12 protein-coding genes and 1 CRISPR repeat array are annotated in these 18,033 nt (G+C 64.5%); of the genes, 3 read left to right on the top strand and 9 right to left on the bottom strand.

Annotated features, from left to right (window positions below; all coding sequences use genetic code 11):
• Positions 1–102 precede the first annotated feature (102 nt).
• Positions 103–1,266: a type III PLP-dependent enzyme gene (locus tag ATY02_RS05465; protein ID WP_068575730.1), complete on the top strand. Its 1,164-nt coding sequence runs from the start codon at positions 103–105 to the stop codon at positions 1,264–1,266.
• A gap of 77 nt (positions 1,267–1,343) precedes the next feature.
• Here the strand turns inward: ATY02_RS05465 and ATY02_RS05460 are convergent, their stop codons facing one another.
• Genes ATY02_RS05460 through ATY02_RS05445 form a run of 4 tightly spaced genes read right to left on the bottom strand, consistent with a single transcriptional unit; the run spans position 1,344 to position 3,406 of the window.
• Positions 1,344–1,622 (bottom strand): type II toxin-antitoxin system RelE/ParE family toxin, encoded by a 279-nt coding sequence (locus tag ATY02_RS05460; protein ID WP_068575728.1) that lies wholly within the window; start codon positions 1,620–1,622, stop codon positions 1,344–1,346.
• Positions 1,619–1,882 (bottom strand): CopG family ribbon-helix-helix protein, encoded by a 264-nt coding sequence (locus ATY02_RS05455; RefSeq protein ID WP_083236103.1) that lies wholly within the window; start codon positions 1,880–1,882, stop codon positions 1,619–1,621. Before ATY02_RS05455 ends, ATY02_RS05460 begins: the two co-directional genes overlap by 4 nt.
• A 54-nt stretch (positions 1,883–1,936) precedes the next feature.
• A complete protein-coding gene (locus tag ATY02_RS05450) occupies positions 1,937–2,722 on the bottom strand; it encodes a tetratricopeptide repeat protein (protein ID WP_068575724.1) in 786 nt (261 codons plus the stop codon).
• Between the two features lie 3 nt (positions 2,723–2,725).
• The gene (locus ATY02_RS05445) at positions 2,726–3,406 is read right to left on the bottom strand and encodes a Fe2+-dependent dioxygenase (RefSeq protein ID WP_068575723.1); all 681 of its coding nucleotides are present in this window, start codon (positions 3,404–3,406) and stop codon (positions 2,726–2,728) included.
• A 208-nt stretch (positions 3,407–3,614) separates the two neighbouring features.
• On the opposite strand from ATY02_RS05445, the gene ATY02_RS05440 reads away from it, so the two are divergent.
• Both ATY02_RS05440 and ATY02_RS05435 read left to right on the top strand, forming a co-directional pair.
• Positions 3,615–5,918 carry a TonB-dependent receptor gene (locus tag ATY02_RS05440; protein WP_068575721.1) on the top strand — a complete coding sequence of 768 codons (2,304 nt, stop codon included), beginning with the start codon at positions 3,615–3,617 and terminating at the stop codon, positions 5,916–5,918.
• 152 nt (positions 5,919–6,070) lie between these two features.
• Positions 6,071–8,602, top strand: a complete 2,532-nt coding sequence (locus ATY02_RS05435; protein ID WP_068575719.1) for a sulfite reductase flavoprotein subunit alpha — start codon at positions 6,071–6,073, stop codon at positions 8,600–8,602.
• Positions 8,603–8,713: 111 nt separating this feature from the next.
• Here ATY02_RS05435 and ATY02_RS05430 read toward each other — a convergent pair whose 3' ends face one another.
• From ATY02_RS05430 to ptsP, 5 genes are all read right to left on the bottom strand, one after another.
• Complete coding sequence (locus tag ATY02_RS05430; RefSeq protein WP_068575717.1) at positions 8,714–10,255, bottom strand: alkaline phosphatase D family protein; 1,542 nt, start codon at positions 10,253–10,255, stop codon at positions 8,714–8,716.
• A 230-nt stretch (positions 10,256–10,485) separates the two neighbouring features.
• Positions 10,486–10,754: a CRISPR direct-repeat array (repeat unit 28 nt; unit sequence TTTCTTAGCTGCCTATACGGCAGTGAAC).
• 364 nt (positions 10,755–11,118) lie between these two features.
• On the bottom strand, positions 11,119–11,496 hold the full coding sequence (locus ATY02_RS05425; protein WP_068575715.1) for a DUF6124 family protein: 378 nt from the start codon (positions 11,494–11,496) through the stop codon (positions 11,119–11,121).
• Between the two features lie 897 nt (positions 11,497–12,393).
• The gene (locus ATY02_RS05420) at positions 12,394–14,151 is read right to left on the bottom strand and encodes a PTS fructose-like transporter subunit IIB (RefSeq protein ID WP_164823625.1); all 1,758 of its coding nucleotides are present in this window, start codon (positions 14,149–14,151) and stop codon (positions 12,394–12,396) included.
• A gap of 11 nt (positions 14,152–14,162) precedes the next feature.
• On the bottom strand, positions 14,163–15,104 hold the full coding sequence (gene pfkB, locus ATY02_RS05415; protein WP_068585406.1) for a 1-phosphofructokinase: 942 nt from the start codon (positions 15,102–15,104) through the stop codon (positions 14,163–14,165).
• On the bottom strand, positions 15,104–17,965 hold the full coding sequence (gene ptsP, locus ATY02_RS05410) for a phosphoenolpyruvate--protein phosphotransferase (protein ID WP_068585408.1): 2,862 nt from the start codon (positions 17,963–17,965) through the stop codon (positions 15,104–15,106). The genes pfkB and ptsP overlap by 1 nt, the downstream gene beginning before the upstream one ends.
• Positions 17,966–18,033 lie beyond the last annotated feature (68 nt).

Raw genomic sequence — 18,033 nt, 5'->3', positions numbered from 1 at the left:
GAACCAAAGTGGGGATACGGAGGACGTTCACAAGGCAGTGTCGACCCTGGCATTGCCTGCCACCCATTGATTACCAACGTTTGCCATCAGGAGCTTCCACGCATGTCGATTAACGTCGAAGACTATTTCGCGCGCGAAACCTTTCAGAAAATGAAGGCGTTCGCCGACCAGAAAGAAACCCCGTTCGTGATGATCGATACCCAGATGATCGCCCAGGCCTATGACGACCTGCGCGCCGGGTTCGAGTTCGCCAAGGTCTACTACGCGGTCAAGGCCAACCCGGCCGTGGAAATCATCGACCTGCTGCACGAAAAAGGTTCGAGCTTCGACATCGCCTCGATCTACGAGCTGGACAAGGTGCTGGGGCGCGGCGTCAACCCGGCCAACATCAGCTACGGCAACACCATCAAGAAGTCCAAGGACATCCGCTACTTCTATGAGAAGGGCGTGCGCCTGTATGCCACCGACTCCGAAGCCGACCTGCGCAACATCGCCAAGGCCGCCCCGGGTTCCAAAGTCTACGTGCGCATCCTCACCGAAGGCTCCACCACCGCCGACTGGCCGCTGTCGCGCAAGTTCGGCTGCCAGACCGACATGGCCATGGACCTCCTGATCCTGGCCCGCGACCTGGGCCTGGTGCCTTACGGCGTATCGTTCCACGTCGGCTCCCAGCAGCGCGACATCAGCGTCTGGGACGCGGCCATCGCCAAGGTCAAGGTGATCTTCGAGCGTCTTAAAGAAGAAGACGGCATCGAACTGAAGCTGATCAACATGGGCGGTGGCTTCCCGGCCAACTACATCACCCGCACCAACAGCCTGGAAACCTACGCCGAGGAAATCATCCGCTTCCTCAAGGAAGACTTCGGTGACGACCTGCCGGAAATTATCCTCGAGCCAGGCCGTTCGCTGATCGCCAACGCCGGCATCCTGGTCAGCGAAGTGGTCCTGGTGGCCCGCAAGTCGCGTACCGCGGTGGAGCGCTGGATCTACACCGACGTGGGCAAGTTCTCCGGCCTGATCGAAACCATGGACGAGTCCATCAAGTTCCCGATCTGGACCGAGAAGAAAGGCGAGACCGAAGAAGTGGTGATCGCAGGCCCTACCTGTGACAGCGCCGACATCATGTACGAGAACTACAAGTACGGCCTGCCACTGAACCTGGCCATCGGCGACCGCCTGTACTGGCTGTCCACCGGTGCCTACACCACCAGCTACAGCGCCGTGGAGTTCAACGGTTTCCCACCGCTGAAGGCCTACTACGTTTAAAGGCAGCTGCTAGCGACAAGCGGCAAGAAAAAGCCCATGACCTGTCATGGGCTTTTTTATGCGTGCGATTCAGTGGCTCAACGATCTTCCCGGACATGCCAAATACGCAGGATGGACAAGACCATGCCTTGAATCTCATAACGCACCTCGTAATGCCCCACCAACAACCGTCGAACATCCTTCGGCTTGAACTCCTCCAACTGCTCTCCCAATCGAGGGTTAGATAGCAGCGCATCTGGAGCCCGCACGAGAGATTGCACGGTCCGAGCAGCAGCCGAGCGATTAACCTGAGCGAGAAATTCAAAAAGCCGAGCCAGATCGGATAGCGCCTTGCTCGTCCATTTCAGCTGTCTCATTTTGGTAAAGGCAGAGGGTTGTCGCCAGACAGACTCTCTGCCCAAGCCAGCACGGACTGATGATCGACAACCCTTCCAGCATCGACATCTGCCAAGGCCTCAAGCGTCAGTCGGCGGCGCTCTTCTTCCTGGTCAACCCAGGCTACCAATGCTTGCTTCACGATCCAGGCACGGGAGCGCTCCAGGCGAGAAGCCAGTTGATCGACCTTATCCGCCAGATCCAAGGGAATGTGGGCGGTCAGTACTTTTGTCGCGGGCATGAGGCAGACCTGCATCAGAATGATTAAAAGCGATTATCTTTGAATCATAGTGATTTAATCCAACACAGCAAGCCGCTCTGCATCCCGTTCATCACCCAATTGCGCGGCGCGCTGATGATAAGCTTGGGCCAGTTGGCGAATCTCGGGATGCGTGGCATTGAGCAACTCGGCGCAAGCCACTCGCAGGAAATTCAGATTGCCGCCCGCCAGGGCCTGTTTCAGCCAATCCACCGCCTCGTCGATGCGCCCGGCATCGGCGAGGATCGCCCCATGGCTGAACTGCCCACGAAAGTCACCGCCCTCGGCCGAGCGACGATACCAATCCCGGGCCGCCTGGGGGTCGGCCGGGCAAACCAGCCCCTCTTCCAGGTAACGCCCCAGCAGGTTCATCGACTTGGCATGGCCCAGCTGCGCCGCACGGCGGTAGCAGGCCAGGGCCTGGGCATGGTTCTGCTCCACGCCACGACCGGTGGCCAGTAGGTTGGCGTAGTTGTACAGGGCCCAGTCCAGCCCGGCTGTGGCGGCCTGGTGGTAATGCCCGGCGGCGATGCCGACGTCCGCCGGGCAGCCCCAGCCGTGTTCATGGCAGCGGCCGAGCATGTTGCGCGCCATCAGGTGGCCGCGCTGGGCGGCGATGCCGAACCAGCGCAGGGCCAGGGCCTGGTCCTGCTCGATACCCCGGCCGTCGAGGAGGATTTGCCCCAGCAGGGCCTGGGCATCCACCAGGCCTTCGCCAGCAGCCAGCAGGATTGCCTGGGCCGCGCGGGCCGGGCTCTCTTCGAGCATGGCGCTCAGTTGCCCGCCATCGAGGCTTTCCTCGCGGCGTAGTTGAAAAGTCACGCTCTACACCTCGACCCAGCGACGCAGCAGGTTGTGGTAGGTGCCGGTCAGGCGGATCAGCGAGGGGTGTTCGGGCATGTCCCGGGTCAGCTCCTGGATCGCCCCGTCCATCTCGAACAACAGTGCCCGCTGGCTGTCTTCGCGCACCAGGCTCTGGGTCCAGAAGAACGAAGCGTAGCGGGCACCCCGGGTCACCGGGTTGACCTTGTGCAGGCTGGTGCCCGGGTACAGCACCAGGTCGCCAGCCGGCAGCTTGACCCGTTGCACGCCGTAGGTGTCCTGGATCTCCAGCTCGCCGCCGTCGTAGTCCTCCGGGTCGCTGAAGAACAGGGTCGAGGACAGGTCGGTGCGCACCCGCTCGGCGCTGCCCTTGGGCTGGCGCACGGCATTGTCGATATGGAAGTCGAAACTGCCCCCTGCGGTGTAGCAGTTGAACAGCGGCGGGAACACCTTGTGCGGCAAGGCGGCGGACATGAACAGTGGGTTCTGCCAGAGGCGTTCGAGCATCGCCTCGCCGATCTCCCGGGCCAGCGGATGGCTCTCGGGCAGTTGCAGGTTGTGCTTGGCCTTGGCCGACTGGTAACCGGCGGTGATCTTGCCATCGGCCCAATCCGCCTGCTCCAGGGCTTCGCGAATGCGCCCTACTTCATCACGGGTGAACACGCCGGGAATGTGCAGCAACATGGCCAGGTACCTGGGAAGCGAAAGACCGGCAATGGTATTGATTCTTATTGCCCATGTAAAACGCCGGGGACGAACGAGAACGCAAAAACCGTAAAGAGAAATTGTAAAGAATGTAAATTCACTGCGAATAGTAATGTTTCGCAATTGATAACGAATGTTTCTTTCACCTATATTCCGCGGCCTCAAATCCTCGGGGAGGGGAAAAAACATGACACGCCAACAACCACTATCCGCTGTCAGTTCGCCACGCCTGCTGGCATCCGCCATCGGCGTCGCCATCACCGCCGGCTCTGCTGCGCACATGGTCCAGGCTGCCGAGGACACCGGCAAGAAAGCCTCGGGAGCGATTGCCCTGGAAGCCACCAGCATCACCGGTGAAGCCCAGGATGCGACGTCCTACAAGGTCGACAACTCCTCCTCGAAGAAGTACACGGCACCGCTGGTCAACACCCCGCGCTCGGTAACTGTAGTACCGCAGCAAGTCCTCAAGGACACGGCGGCGACCTCGCTGCAAGACGCACTGCGCACCGTTCCAGGTATCACCTTCGGCGCTGGTGAAGGTGGCAATCCACAAGGTGACCGTCCCTTCATTCGTGGTTTCGATGCACAAAGCGACACCTACCTGGATGGCGTACGCGATACCGGCGCTCAAAGCCGGGAAGTCTTCGCCGTGGAAAATATCGAGGTCAGCAAAGGCCCGAACTCGGCCATGGGTGGTCGTGGCGCAGCAGGGGGCAGCATCAACCTGGTCAGCAAGAAAGCTCACCTGGGCAACTCCCTCGACGGTGGTTTCACCTGGGGCTCCGACCAGACTCAACGCTACACCCTGGACGGCAACTATCAGTTCAGCGACACCGTTGCGGGCCGCCTGAACCTGATGAGCCATGAAAGCAATGTCGCTGGACGGGACAAGGTCAACTACGACCGTTGGGGCGTCGCGCCGTCCCTGGCCTTCGGCCTGGGTACCGACACCCGGGTATTCCTCGACTACTACCATCTGGAAAGCGACGACCTGCCGGATTCGGGCATTCCCTACGGCTACTCCATGGGCACGGCCCACACCGCCGCGCATCCGGACAAACCAGTCAACGGTGGCGATAGCAGCAACTTCTACGGCCTGACCGATCGCGACTTCCGCAAATCCCGGGTGGACACGGCGACCTTCGCCTTCGAGCACGACCTGAACGACTCGTTGACCCTCAAGAACACCTTCCGCCACGGCACCAGCATGCAGGACTACATCCTGACCCAGCCGGACGATAGCCAGGGTAACGTACGCAGCGGCACGGTCTGGCGCCGGGCCAACACCCGGGTCTCGAATACCGAGACCACCACCAACCAGACCGATCTCTATGGTGAGTTCGTCCTGGGTGGCTTCAAGAACAACTTCTCCACCGGTATCGAACTGTCCGACGAGTCCTCGAAGAAGAGCGGCTACAACGTTTCCAATAACTCGAGTATCAAGTGCAACGTGCCGCAGCCATCGGGCGTCTGTACCTCGCTGTCGAATCCGACGCCGGATGACATCTACGCCGGCACTATCAGTCGTAACTACGCGGGCACCGATACCGAGGGCACCACTCGTGCCATCTACTTCGCAGATACCCTGGAGCTGACCCCGCAGTGGCTGGTCAACATGGGCCTGCGCTACGACCATTTCGAAACCCAAGCCAAGACCAAGAACGGCGCTCGTGCCACCACCTTCAAGGCTGAGGACACCAGTGAATTCGTGACCGGCCAGCTGGGGTTGATCTGGAAGCCCCAGGACAACGGTAGCGTCTACATCTCCTATGCCACTTCCGCAACACCGGTGGGCAGCACCTTGGATAACGGGGCTGAAACCAACCCCTTCGCGACCACCGCCGGGACGCCAACCAGCATCGTCAGCGACATGAAGCCCGAGGAAACCACCAACTACGAAATCGGTACCAAGTGGGATCTGTTCAACGAGCGGCTGTCGCTGACCGGAGCGATCTTCCGCACCGAGAAAGAAAACACCCGAGTCTTGAGTAGCAACTACACCTACGAAAACGCCGGCAAGACCCGCGTCGACGGCCTCGAGCTGACGGCCAGCGGAAAGTTGACCGACAAATGGCAAGTGTTCGCCGGCTACAGCTATCTGGACAGCACCATCGTCGATCCAGGTGCCGCTGGTGATCGCAGCGGCAAGATCACTAACCTTAACAACCCGGCCAAAGGCAACGAGCTGCCCAACACGCCGAAGAACAGCTTCAGCCTCTGGACCACCTACAACCTGACCCAGAAGCTGACCATCGGTGGTGGTGCCTTCTACGTCGACAAGGTTTGGGGTGATAACAACAACACCCTGTACGTACCGTCCTACACCCGCTACGACGCCATGGCCAGCTACAAGCTGACCAAGAACGTCGACCTGCAACTGAACGTGCAGAACCTGACGGACAAGACCTACTACGACAAGGCATACGCGGCGCACTTCGCCAACCAGGCAGCAGGCCGTACCGCCCTGATGAGTGCCAACTTCCACTTCTGATCCATCGCGACACCCTGTGGCCCCGGCCACAGGTGCCCAAGCCCCATGCATCCGCTGCCTGGGGCTTTTGCATGTAAAGAAGAATGCTTCTCGCTCACACACGGCATAATGCGCGCCGTGTTTCACCTCTTAGGACGAACAAGGCGGTCGATGTGTTGAAGAAAACCCTGTTCCAGCTGCACTGGTTCTTCGGCATCAGCGCCGGGCTGGTCCTGGCCCTGATGGGCATCACCGGGGCCACGGTATCGTTCGAGGACGAGATCCTGCGCGCGCTCAACCCCTCGGTGCTGCAGGTCGACAAGCTGCCCGCCGGCACCCTGCCGCCGGCCGAGCTGGTGGCCAAGCTCCAGGCGGCCGAGGGCAAGGACGTGTCCATGCTCTGGGTCGAGACCGACAGCGGCAATGCCGCGCGGGTGTTCTACACCCCGCCGCCCGGGGAACGCCGTGGGCAGATGCGCTACTTCGACCCCTACACCGGCCAGTTCACCGGCGAGGCTGTGGGCCAGGGCTTCTTCGGCTTCATGCTGCAACTGCACCGGTTCCTGGCCATGGGCGACAGCGGCCGGCAGATCACCGGCGCCTGCACCCTGATCCTGATCTTCTTCTGCCTGTCCGGGTTGTACCTGCGCTGGCCGCGCCAGGTCGCCAGCTGGCGCGCCTGGCTGACCCTGGACTGGGCCAAGAAAGGCCGGGCCTTCAACTGGGACCTGCACGCGGTGTTCGGCACCTGGTGTTTGCTGTTCTACCTCTTGTTCGCCCTTACCGGCCTGTACTGGTCGTACGAGTGGTACAGCAAGGGGCTGACCCGTTTGCTGTCCGACTCGCCACACAGCGAGCGCGCCCGGGGCGGACGTGGCGGCCCGCCGGCCAAGGGCCCAGCCCCGGTGGCCGACTACAACGCCATGTGGAGCAGCATCTACAGCGCCGCCGGCAAGGACCTTAGCGCCTACAATGTGCGCATGCCGCCCGTGGCCGGGCAGCCAGCGACGGTGTTCTACCTGCTCAAGGACTCGCCCCACGAGCGCGCCCTGAACCAGATCACCCTGGACCCGGCCACCGGCGTCATCAGCCGACATGAGCGCTACGCCGACAAGAGCTTCAAGGCGCAATTGCTGACCAGTGTCTACGCCCTGCACGTGGGCAGCTACTTCGGCCTGGTGGGACGCATCGTGCTAACCCTGGCCTCGCTGTGCATGCCGCTGTTCTTCATCACCGGCTGGCTGCTGTACCTGGATCGGCGGCGCAAGAAACGCCAGATCAAGGACGCCCGCCAAGGCCTGGAACAGGCCCCCGACGATGCCCACGGCTGGCTGATCGGCTTTGCCAGCCAGAGCGGTTTCGCCGAACAACTGGCCTGGCAGACCGCCGGGCAATTGCAGGCCGCCGGCATCGGCGCCCGGGTCCGCCCGTTGGCCAGCCTTGGCGAGCAGGAGCTGCGCAGTGCCCAGCGGGCGTTGTTCGTGGTCAGCACCTTCGGCGATGGCGAGGCACCGGATAGCGCCCGGGGCTTCGAGCGCAAGCTGCTGGGCCGCGAACTGGCCCTCGACGGCCTGGAATATGCGGTGCTGGGCCTGGGTGACCGCCAGTACCCGCAGTTCTGCGGTTTCGCCCGGCGCCTGCACACCTGGCTGTCGAGCCAGGGCGCCAGCAACCTGTTCACCCCGGTGGAAGTCGACAGTGGCGACAGCTACGCCCTGCGCCACTGGCAACAACAACTGGGCCAGCTCACCGGCCATGCCCCGGTGGACCTGTGGCAAGCCCCGGCCTTCGCCAACTGGACCTTGAGCCAGCGCCGCCTGCTCAACCCCGAGAGCAGCGGCTCCGGGGTCTATCTCTTACAATTGCAGCCGCCCGGCACCAGCAGCTGGCTGGCCGGCGACCTGGTGGAAGTCATGCCGCGCAACTGCCCGTGGCTGGTGGACCACTTCCTCGAGGGCCTGGGGCTTTCCGGCGAGACCCCGGTGCAGCTCGACGGCCTGGAGGAAAGCCTGGAACAGGCCCTGGGCAGCCGCCAGCTCCCGGAGAACCGCGCCCACCTGGTGGGCCTGCATGCCCAGGCCCTGGTGGATGCGCTGGTGCCGCTGACCCAGCGCGAGTACTCCATCGCCTCGATCGCCGCCGACGGCTGCCTGGAACTGCTGGTGCGCCAGGAACGCCACGCCGACGGCAGCCTGGGCATCGGCTCCGGCTGGCTTACCGAGCATGTCCAGGTGGGCGCGAGCATCAGCCTGCGGGTACGCCGCAACAGCGGCTTCCACCTGCCGGCCGAGCCCTGCCCGCTGATCCTGCTGGGTAACGGCACCGGCCTGGCTGGGCTGCGCAGCCTGCTCAAGGCGCGGATCGCCGAGGGCCAGCAACGCAACTGGCTGCTCTTTGGCGAGCGCAACGCCGAGCATGACTTCTACTGCAAGGACGAGCTGCAGGAATGGCTGGCCCGGGGCGACCTGAGCCGCCTGGACCTGGCCTTCTCCCGCGATCAGGAGCAGAAGATCTACGTCCAGGATCGCCTGCGCGAAGCCGCCGCGACCTTGCAACAGTGGCTCGACGACGGCGCCGCGCTCTACATCTGCGGCAGCCTGCAAGGCATGGCCTCGGGGGTGGACCAAGTGCTCAACGAGCTGCTGGGCGCCGAACAGGTCGAGCGCCTGATCGAACAAGGCCGCTACCGCCGCGACGTCTACTGACCTGCAGGAGCAAGGCCCGCCTGCGATAAGCGCGATGCGGTGTGTCCAGGACACCGCGTTAGCATTCATCGCAGGCGAGCCCCTCTCCTACCCCTGGGCCATAGGCGTGTATCAGGCCGGTTGCAGCTTGCGCTCGAACACCGCCACGCCATCGAGATCACGCAGGATCACGCTCATCTCCGTCGTCTGGCCATCGATCTGCACCTCGCCAAAGAACTGGAACCCGGCGAACGGCGAGGCGTTCTGGGTCGGCGGCGCCTTCTGGAACACCACCTCGGGGCCGAAGGTCTTGTCCAGCACGTTGGGCCCGAAGCTGCCGGCATTCAACGGGCCGGCGACGAATTCCCAGAACGGCTCGAAATCCTGGAACGCTGCCCGGTCCGGGTGGTAGTGGTGGGCCGCGCAGTAATGCACGTCGGCGGTCAGCCACACATGGTTGCGCACCCGGTGCTTGCGCAGGTAGGCCAGCAACTCGGCGATCTCCAGCTCGCGACCCTGGGCCGGGCCCGGGTCGCCGTTGGCGATGGCCTCCCAGCGCGCCACGCCGGGGCTGACCTCACCGTCAGGCACGCCCAGGCCGATGGGCATGTCCGCCGCCACCACCTTCCACTGCGCCTGGGAATCCTTGAGCTCGCGCTTGAGCCAGTCCAGCTGTTCACGGCCGAGGAACGGCTTCTCGCCGCCGAGGTTGTCGTCGTTGGGCCCGCGGTAGCTGCGCATGTCCAGCACGAACACATCCAGCAACGGCCCGTAGCTGAGCTTGCGATAGATCCGCCCGCCACCGTCGGCGCTCTGCCGGCGCATCGGCGCGTACTCCAGCCAGGCCTGGCGCGCACGGCCCACCAGGGTCTGGATGTCCTTGACCATGTAGCGCTCGTCCAGCTGCTTGCTCGGCGACCAGTTGTTGACCACCTCGTGGTCGTCCCACTGCCAGATCTGCGGCACCTCGGCGTTGAATCGGCGCAGGTTCTCGTCCAGCAGGTTGTAGCGGTAGTTGCCGCGATACTCGTCCAGGGTCTCGGCCACCTTGCTCTTGGCCTCGGTGGTGATATTGCGCCAGATGCGCCCACCCTCGGTGGTCAATTGAGCCGGCACCGGGCCATCGGCGTAAATGGTGTCGCCGCTGTGGATAAAAAAGTCCGGCAGGCGCAGGCGCATTGCCTCGTAGATGCGCATGCCGCCGATGTCCGGGTTGATGCCGAAACCCTGGCCGACGGTGTCGCCGCTCCAGACGAAACGGATATCCCGGCGCTGGCTCGGGGCGCTGCGCAAATGGCCGAACCAGGGTTCGCTGGCCACCCCGGTGCGGGCGTCCTCGAAGGTCACCCGATAGAAGATCGCCTGGTTGAGCGGCAACCCGCTCAGGTCCACCCGGGCGGTGAAGTCGGTGCGGGCATCGGCCAGCGGCGAGACCAGGCGCCGCGGGTTGGTGAACATGCTGCGGGTGTCCCACTCCACCACCATCCGCGCCGGGCGGTCGCTGCGGCTCCAGATAATCGCCCGATCGCCCTGCAAGTCCCCGGACTGCACGCCATCGGTGAGCTTGGGTCGATCCTTGACCGAGGCGATCACCGCCGGCGCCAGGCTGGGCATCAACATCCCCGCCCCGGCGATTTGCATGATCCGTCGACGGCCGAGGTTGAACTCGCTCATGGTGACTCCCTGACATGGTCAAAAGAGGCCACCTTAGCCAGCGCCGATGAAGGGGATGTGACAAAGACGCGCCTGGCCCGGGAGCCCCAGGCCAGCCAGCGATTAGTGCATCAAGTCTCTCAAGCTGCCTCTACGGCAGTAACGGGTGCCGATGGATTGATGATGGATTGTGTGTTGCCTGCCTGTTCGGCAATCGAGATGAACAGCACCGATGAACGCTGAAGGCCTGGTTTCTTAGCTGCCTATACGGCAGTGAACGGACGCGAAAAGCGCGCCCTGGTACTGCAAAATTTCTTAGCTGCCTATACGGCAGTGAACGCCCTTGCCGCTGATTTGATTCGAAGGGAACTTTTCTTAGCTGCCTATACGGCAGTGAACTACAGCTCAAGCCGCCCATGGCTGGTGATAGCTTTCTTAGCTGCCTATACGGCAGTGAACATCCTGCTTAGCGCGGTGTTCAAGATTGATCCGTTTCTTAGCTGCCTATGCGGCAGTGAACTAGAGCACTTCTACTCTAACCCCAAGATTTTAAAGAAAGATACGACTCTACAGCGTGTTTAACCCTCTTTTTGTGGGTGCTTGTAACTTATTAATTTTACAAGGCGTACCCCACCACCTCAAAAAGAGGGTCGGCACCATGTGGGTAGTTATAGCGCTCTAGTCGTCTTGGCATCAGTAGGTTAGTGGTTCTTTTCCAACAACGATAAGCGGCAATTTAGCGCTAGGCCTATGCCTGACACGATTTGTAGCTGTGGCGAGGATGCTGAATTCCACCCGAACAATCGAGGCGACCGCCTCTATCAGGTTTAGGGTCGCTATGCGCCCCAGCGGGTGCAAGCTCCCTCGCCACAGGTGATGCGTATTCAGTCAGGGGAAAGACGATGGCCATCGAGCAAGGCATCCACCACGCCGCGAGCCATCTCCACCGAATGCACCAGGGACCAGATCAACCCACGCTCGACGCCGCTGGCCTGCTCGGTGATCTCATCGGACACCTCCTCGGCGGCCTTGAGCAGCATGGACACATGGACCAGGGCCTCCTCGGCACTGATGCCGGAGCGAACGTCGAACAATGAATCGCGCCCCACCGCTGCGGCGACCGTGGGTTTCAGAGTCCGGATCAGCGAACCGGTACGGGTGTTGACCAGAGCATGGAGAATCACCTCGTTGGCCCGGTCATGCTCCGGGTTGCGACGTGAAACAGAAGAGAAAACGGGGGGATCGGGGACGAGCTTTTTCATGGTGGCACTCCTGACTATGGAGCTTTCACCCATCGCTGCTAAACGGAGGGTGGCAGCTGGACGCGGGTTAGCAGACCAGGCAGTCAGGCAAGCCCAGCGCACCCGAAGGTGCCCCGCGTACAGCTGCCATAACGCATTGACCAGCATTCGCATGCTGGTCGGATGGAGATGGAGCTTGGCGTGCCTGAGTTTGGTCGGGCTGCTAAACCCGGTCACTGATGATCAGTGACGACCGGAGACTAGCCAGCAGATTCTTCAGGCACAAGCGCACTGGAGTCTCTCGGAAACCCCTTACAAAAGAAAGAGATTTGGATGGGTGTTGAGCCTGTCGAAGGTTATGAAAAGGCCACAAAATCTTCGACGGATTCAAGATCCAGCGGCCGCTGCGCGCCCGTGCGCAGCCTGCGGCAGCGGCTACACAAAGCGAGTCTGTAGCCGCTGTCGAGCCGGGGCGAGGCTGCGACAAGGACCGCAAGGCCTTCAGCGGATTCAAGAACCGGGCGGCCGCTGCGTGCCCGTACGCAGCCTCCGGCAGCGGCTACACAAAGCGATGCCAAACACGCACACCCCACCCGCGATGCGCCGCCCGGTAGGGCGCGCCGTACGCTGGTGATCTTGATTCACCCGCCCCCTGGGAAGGCCGAGTGCAGGTGCTTATCAGGGGAATGGCGCGCAGCGCCCCTCGACGCAGTCGAGGACATCGCTGGAAGCGATGCCCCCTGAGAAGTACCGGAACGAGGGAACCCGAGCGCAGCGAGCGGCCGGACGTGGGGGCAAGCGTTTTTGGTTACTTTTTTGGCGTTTGAAAAAAGTGACCCGCCGTAAGGGCGGAACCATAAGCAAGCCACCCCACCAACAACGGATATGTACACAAACCCAAAGAGCCCGGGCCGGCTCTCAGGCCGCCCCGTCCACCTGCCCCGCCCCAGGCTCAGGCTCCACCCCCATATCCCCCCGCCTCACCACCGCATACACCCCCGCCGTCAACAAACTCCCCGCCACAATCGCCAGCAAATACAACACCCCATGATTGATCGCATTCGGAATCAACATCACGAACAACCCCCCATGGGGCGCCATCAACTTGCAGCCAAAATACATCGACAAGGCCCCGGTCAACGCCCCACCGGCAATGCTCGCCGGGATCACCCGCAACGGGTCCTTGGCCGCGAACGGAATCGCCCCCTCGGAGATAAAGCACAACCCCAGCACCAGCGCCGCCTTGCCCGCCTCCCGCTCGGTCTGGGCGAACTTGCGCCGAGCGATGAAGGTCGCAATGCCCAGGCCAATGGGCGGCACCATCCCCGCCGCCATGGCCGCGGCCATCGGCGCATAACTCTGGGACGCCAGCAGCCCCACCGAAAACGCATAGGCCGCCTTGTTGATCGGACCGCCCAGGTCCACGCACATCATCGCCCCCAGCAACACCCCCAGCAGGATCGCGTTGGTGGTGCCCATGCTGTCGAGGAAATGCGTCAGGGCCCCGAGCATGCCCGCCACCGGCTTGCCCACCACGTAGATCATCACCAGGCCGGTGAACAGGCTGGCCAGCAACGGGATGATCAGGATCGGCTTCAAGGCTTCCAGGCCCTGGGGCAAATGCAGGTAGCGGTTGATCACCTTGGCCGCATACCCGGCCAGAAACCCGGCGACGATACCGCCGATGAACCCCGCGCCCAGGGTGCTGGCCAGCAGGCCACCGATCATCCCCGGGGCCAGCCCCGGCCGGTCGGCGATGGAGTAGGCGATGTAGCCAGCCAGCAACGGCACCATCAGCTTGAAGGCGGTATCACCACCGATCTGCATCAAGGCCGCGGCCAGGGTGCCCTCCTCCTTGTAGGCCGTGATGCCGAAGACGAACGACAGAGCGATCATCAAGCCGCCCGCCACCACCATCGGCAGCATGAACGAAACCCCGGTCAGCAGGTGCTTGTAGACCCCGGCCTTGTCTGGCTTGGCCGGTGCCTGGGCGCCACTGGCCACGGACTCCGGCCGGCCTTCGGCCAGCGCCTTGTCCAGGGTCGCCTCGGCCTGCTTCAGCGCCACGCCGGTGCCGCAGCGATAGATGCGCTTGCCGGCAAAGCGTTCGGTGGCCACTTCGATGTCCGCCGCCAGCAGCACCACATCGGCTTGCTCGATGGCCTCGGCGCTCAGCGGATTGCGCGCGCCCACCGAACCCTGGGTTTCCACTTGCAGCTGGTAACCCAGGCGCTTGGCCGCCTGCTGCAAGGCCTCGGCGGCCATGAAGGTGTGGGCCACCCCGGTGGGGCAAGCGGTGATCGCCACCAACCGTGGCATTGATTGTTCGATGCTGGGCGCGGGCTCGCCCCGCTCTTGCGCGGCCATCAGCACCTGGGCGTCCTCGGCGCCCCGGCGCAACAAGGCATCCACATCCTGCAGGGCCTGGGACGGGCTGCTGCGATACACCCGCTTACCGACGAAACGCGACAGATCCACAGGCCCGCTGCTGACCACCAGCACCCACTCGGCCGCCGCCAGGGTCGCGGCCGACAGCTGGCGCTCAGGACGGGCCGGGTCGTGGACCTCGACGCTGGTGCTCCAGCCCTGGCGCTGGGCCGCGGCGTCCAGCAGGCGTGCGCAGAGCACGCTGGTGACCATCCCGTTGGGGCAGGCAGTAACGATGGCTAACTTCATGGGCACCTCTCTTATTGTTCTGCCAGGGGCTGCACGCGCACCCCCTGTTCCAGCCGGGCCAGTTGTGCCCGGTCGCCGATGCCGAAACCGATCTGGGTCACCGCCATGGCGGCGATGGCCGTGGCCGTGCGCAGGGCCTGGGCAGCGTCCTGGCCGGCGAGCAGGCCGTGCAGCACCCCGGCCAGCAACGAGTCGCCGGCGCCCACGGTACTGACCACCGCAACCTTGGGCGGCAGCGCCTGCAAGGCTTGGCCAGCGGCGAACCAGTGGACGCCGTCGGCGCCGTGGGAGACCACCACATGCTCGACACCCTGGCCCTGCAACTGGCGTGCAGCGGCGGCTTGGTCATCCGGCGTGGCCACCCGCCGGCCCAGGGCATCGGCCAGTTCCTCGCCATTGGGCTTGACCAGCCAGGGCCCGGCCGCCAGCCCGGCACGCAAGGCGGCGCCGCTGGTGTCCAGGGCCAGCTTCAGGCCCATGACCTTCAGGCGCAGCAGCAGGGCCTGGAACCATTGCGGGCTCACGCCCTGGGGCAGGCTGCCGGCGACCACCACCGCGTCATGCCCGGGGGCGATCTGCTCCAGGCGCGCCAGCAGCGCTTGCTGGGCGACGGCGTCGACCCGCGGGCCCGGGCCGTTGACGTCGGTAACCCGCCCATCGGCCTCGGCCAGCTTGATGTTGCTGCGGGTTTCCCCCGGCACGCGGACGAAGGCATCGACGAACCCACGGCGGGCGAACAACTCATCGAAAGCCTGGGGATTGCCGGCACCGAGAAAGCCGCTGACGGTCAGGCGATGGCCCAGGTCGGCCAGGACCTGGGCCACGTTCACCCCCTTGCCGGCGGCATGCACGTGCAGGGCCTCGCTACGGTTGACCTGCCCCACCTCGAGGCGCGCCAGGGGCACGGTCAGGTCCAGCGCCGGGTTGAGGGTCAGGGTGAGAATCTTCGCCATTACATGGCCTCCACTAAGGCGCGCACATCGTTGGCGCTGCCGACGGCCAGGGCCTGTTGAGCAAGGGTTCGGGCCTGGGCCAGGCTGAGTTCGCGAATGCGCGCCTTGACCTCGGCGATGCTGCGTCCGGAGACGCTCAGTTCATCCACGCCCAGGCCCACCAGCACCGGCACCGCCAGCGGGTCGGCCGCCAGCTCGCCGCAGACGCCGACCCACTTGCCCTGGGCATGGGCGGCGCGCACGGTGATGTCGATCAGTTGCAGCACCGCCGGGTGCAGGCCGTCGGCCTGGGCCGAAAGGGTCGGATGGCCGCGATCGATGGCCAGGGTGTACTGGGTGAGGTCGTTGGTGCCGACGCTGAAGAAGTCCACTTCCTTGGCCAGTACCGGGGCCAGCAGGGCCGCCGAGGGCACCTCGACCATGATTCCCAGTTGCAGGTCGGCCACGGGGATTTCCTGGCGCAGGCGCTCGGTCATGTCCCGGGCCTGGCGCCATTCCTCGACGCTGCCGACCATGGGGAACATGATCCGCAGCGGCCGGTTGTCCGCCGAGCGCAGCAGCGCCCGCAACTGCGCTTCCATGATCTGCGGGCGTTGCAGGGTCAGGCGGATGCCGCGCACGCCTAAGAAGGGGTTTTCCTCCTGGGCGATCGGCCAGTAGGGCAGCGGTTTGTCGCCGCCCACATCGAGGGTGCGCACCACCAGCGGCCGCCCGTCCAGGCCATCGAGCACGCGGCGGTATTCGGCTTCCTGGGTGGCTTCGTCCGGGGCCTGGGGATGGGCCATGAAGATCAGTTCGGTGCGCAGCAGGCCAATGCCTTCGGCGCCCTGCTCCACCACTGCGGCGACGCCGGCGCTTTCCCCGACGTTGGCGAACACTTCCACCGCGTGACCGTCGCGGGTCTGGGCCGGCAGGTGGCGCTGTTCGGCGGCGGCCTGGAGCCGCTGTTCGCGGTTGTCGCGTTCCTCGACCGCCCGCTGCAGGGTCGCCGGGTCCGGGGCGACATGCAGCCGGCCGCGCTGGCCATCCAGCAGCAAGGCGGTGCCGGAGGCCATCAGCAGTACCCCGGCGCCAGCCCCCACCAGTGCCGGGATGCCCAGGGCCCGGGCGACGATGGCGCTGTGGGCCGTGGCGCCACCACGGGCGGTGAGAATCCCGGCCACCCGGGCTGGGTCCAGGCGAGCTACGTCCGAGGGGCCGACCTCATCCATCACCAGGATGTAGGGTTGCTCCGGCTCCACCGGCGCCAGCACACCACACAGCTGGGCCAGCACCCGGCGGCCGATGTCGCGCAGGTCGGCGGCGCGTTCGGCCAGCAGCGCATCCTGCAAGGACTCCTGTTGCCGGGCGGCGCTTTCGATCACGCTCATCCACGCGGCCTCGGCGCTTTCGCCCTGCTTGAGACGGGCCTGCACCTCGTCCACCAACTCGGGGTCGTCGAGCATTTCCAGGTGGGTGATGAAAATCTCGCGGATGGCCTTGGCCTGGCTGCGCTGGATCAGGCCCTGGATGTCCTCGCGCACCTCGCCCAGAGCCTTCTGCAGGCGCTGGCGCTCGATGGCGGCGGACTCACCACGCAGCGGATAGTCGATGGCCTGCTGGACCTGCACATGGGCCGGGCCGATGGCGATCCCGGGGGCCGCCGGTACGGCCTGGACCAGGCTACCGGCAGCTGGGGCGCTGACCGGGGCGGCGAGTTCTTGCGGTACATCCACGGGCGCCGCAACGGTCGGCAAGGGCTCGACCTCTTCGCCCAGCCCTTGCTCGATGGCCGCCAGCAATACCGGCAAGGCCTCGGCGGCGATGCTCGGCTCGGCGATCAGTTCCAGCACCTGGCCACGCCGGGCGCCGAGGCTGAGCAGCTTGCTCAGGCTCTTGAGCGACACCGCCGGTTCGTTGCCGTCGGCGAGACGAATGCGGATCTCGCCGTCAAACCCCTTGGCCAGTTGCGCCAGCTCCTTGGCCGGGCGCGCGTGCAGGCCATGGGCGTTGGCCAGGGCGATCCGGGCGCTGGGCCAGTCCGCCGGCAACTCGCCGCCCAGTACTTCGAGCACCGCGCGGGTGCTGGTGGCGCGCCACAACTCCTGGCCACGCCCATCGATCAACAGGGCGCACAGGCGTTCGAGCAGGGCCTGGTGGGCTTCACCGAGGCTGGCCAGGCAGAAGAGGCCACTCAGCGGCTGGCCCAGGTAACGGATGGGTTTGTCCGGGGTGACGAAGGCCAGGCCCGGACGCAACACGGTCTGTTCGCTGTGCAGCCACCACAGGCCATCCCCCAGGGGCAGCGCCTCGACCTGCTGCAGTACGGCGGCAAAGCCGTTGCTCACGCACTCGGCCTGGCGCAGCAGGCGTGCGCCGCGCCACACCAGTTCTTCGAAATCTTCCGCCGCCACCCCGAGGCCAATCATCTGCGCATCCAGCGCCAGTTCCTGGGGCGCGCCCTGCAACAGTTTGAGCAACGCCTGCGGCGAGTTGGCGCGCCGCAGGGCCTGGCCCAGGTCGGTCTCGCCCAGGGCGCGGGTCAGCAGTTGCAGCAGGCGCAGGTGCTCGTCGGACTTGGCGGCAATGCCGATGGCCAGGTAGACGATCTGCCCGTCGCCCCAGTCCACGCCTTCGGGAAACTGCAGCAGGCGCACGCCGGTGGCGAAGACCTGGTCGCGAGTTTCAGGGGTGCCGTGGGGGATGGCGATGCCTTGGCCGAGGAAGGTCGAGCCCTGGGCCTCGCGCTGTTCGAGGCCGCTCAGGTAACCCGCAGCCACCAGGCCGTCAGCCACCAGTTTGTCGGCCAGCAAGCGCAATGCTGCGGACTTATCCACAGCCGTCTGGCCCATGGATATCTGCTCTACGGTGAGTTCGAGCATGGGTTCTCCTATTTAGCGCGGGGGCAGCGCTAGGTATTGTTTTAAGTCAGCAGCGTAGGCGCTGTCAT

The sequence above is a fragment of the Pseudomonas sp. BIOMIG1BAC genome (genome assembly GCF_001705995.2).
Taxonomy (GTDB): Bacteria; Pseudomonadota; Gammaproteobacteria; order Pseudomonadales; family Pseudomonadaceae; genus Aquipseudomonas; species Aquipseudomonas sessilinigenes.
This window is presented reverse-complemented; position numbering and strand designations above follow the sequence as displayed.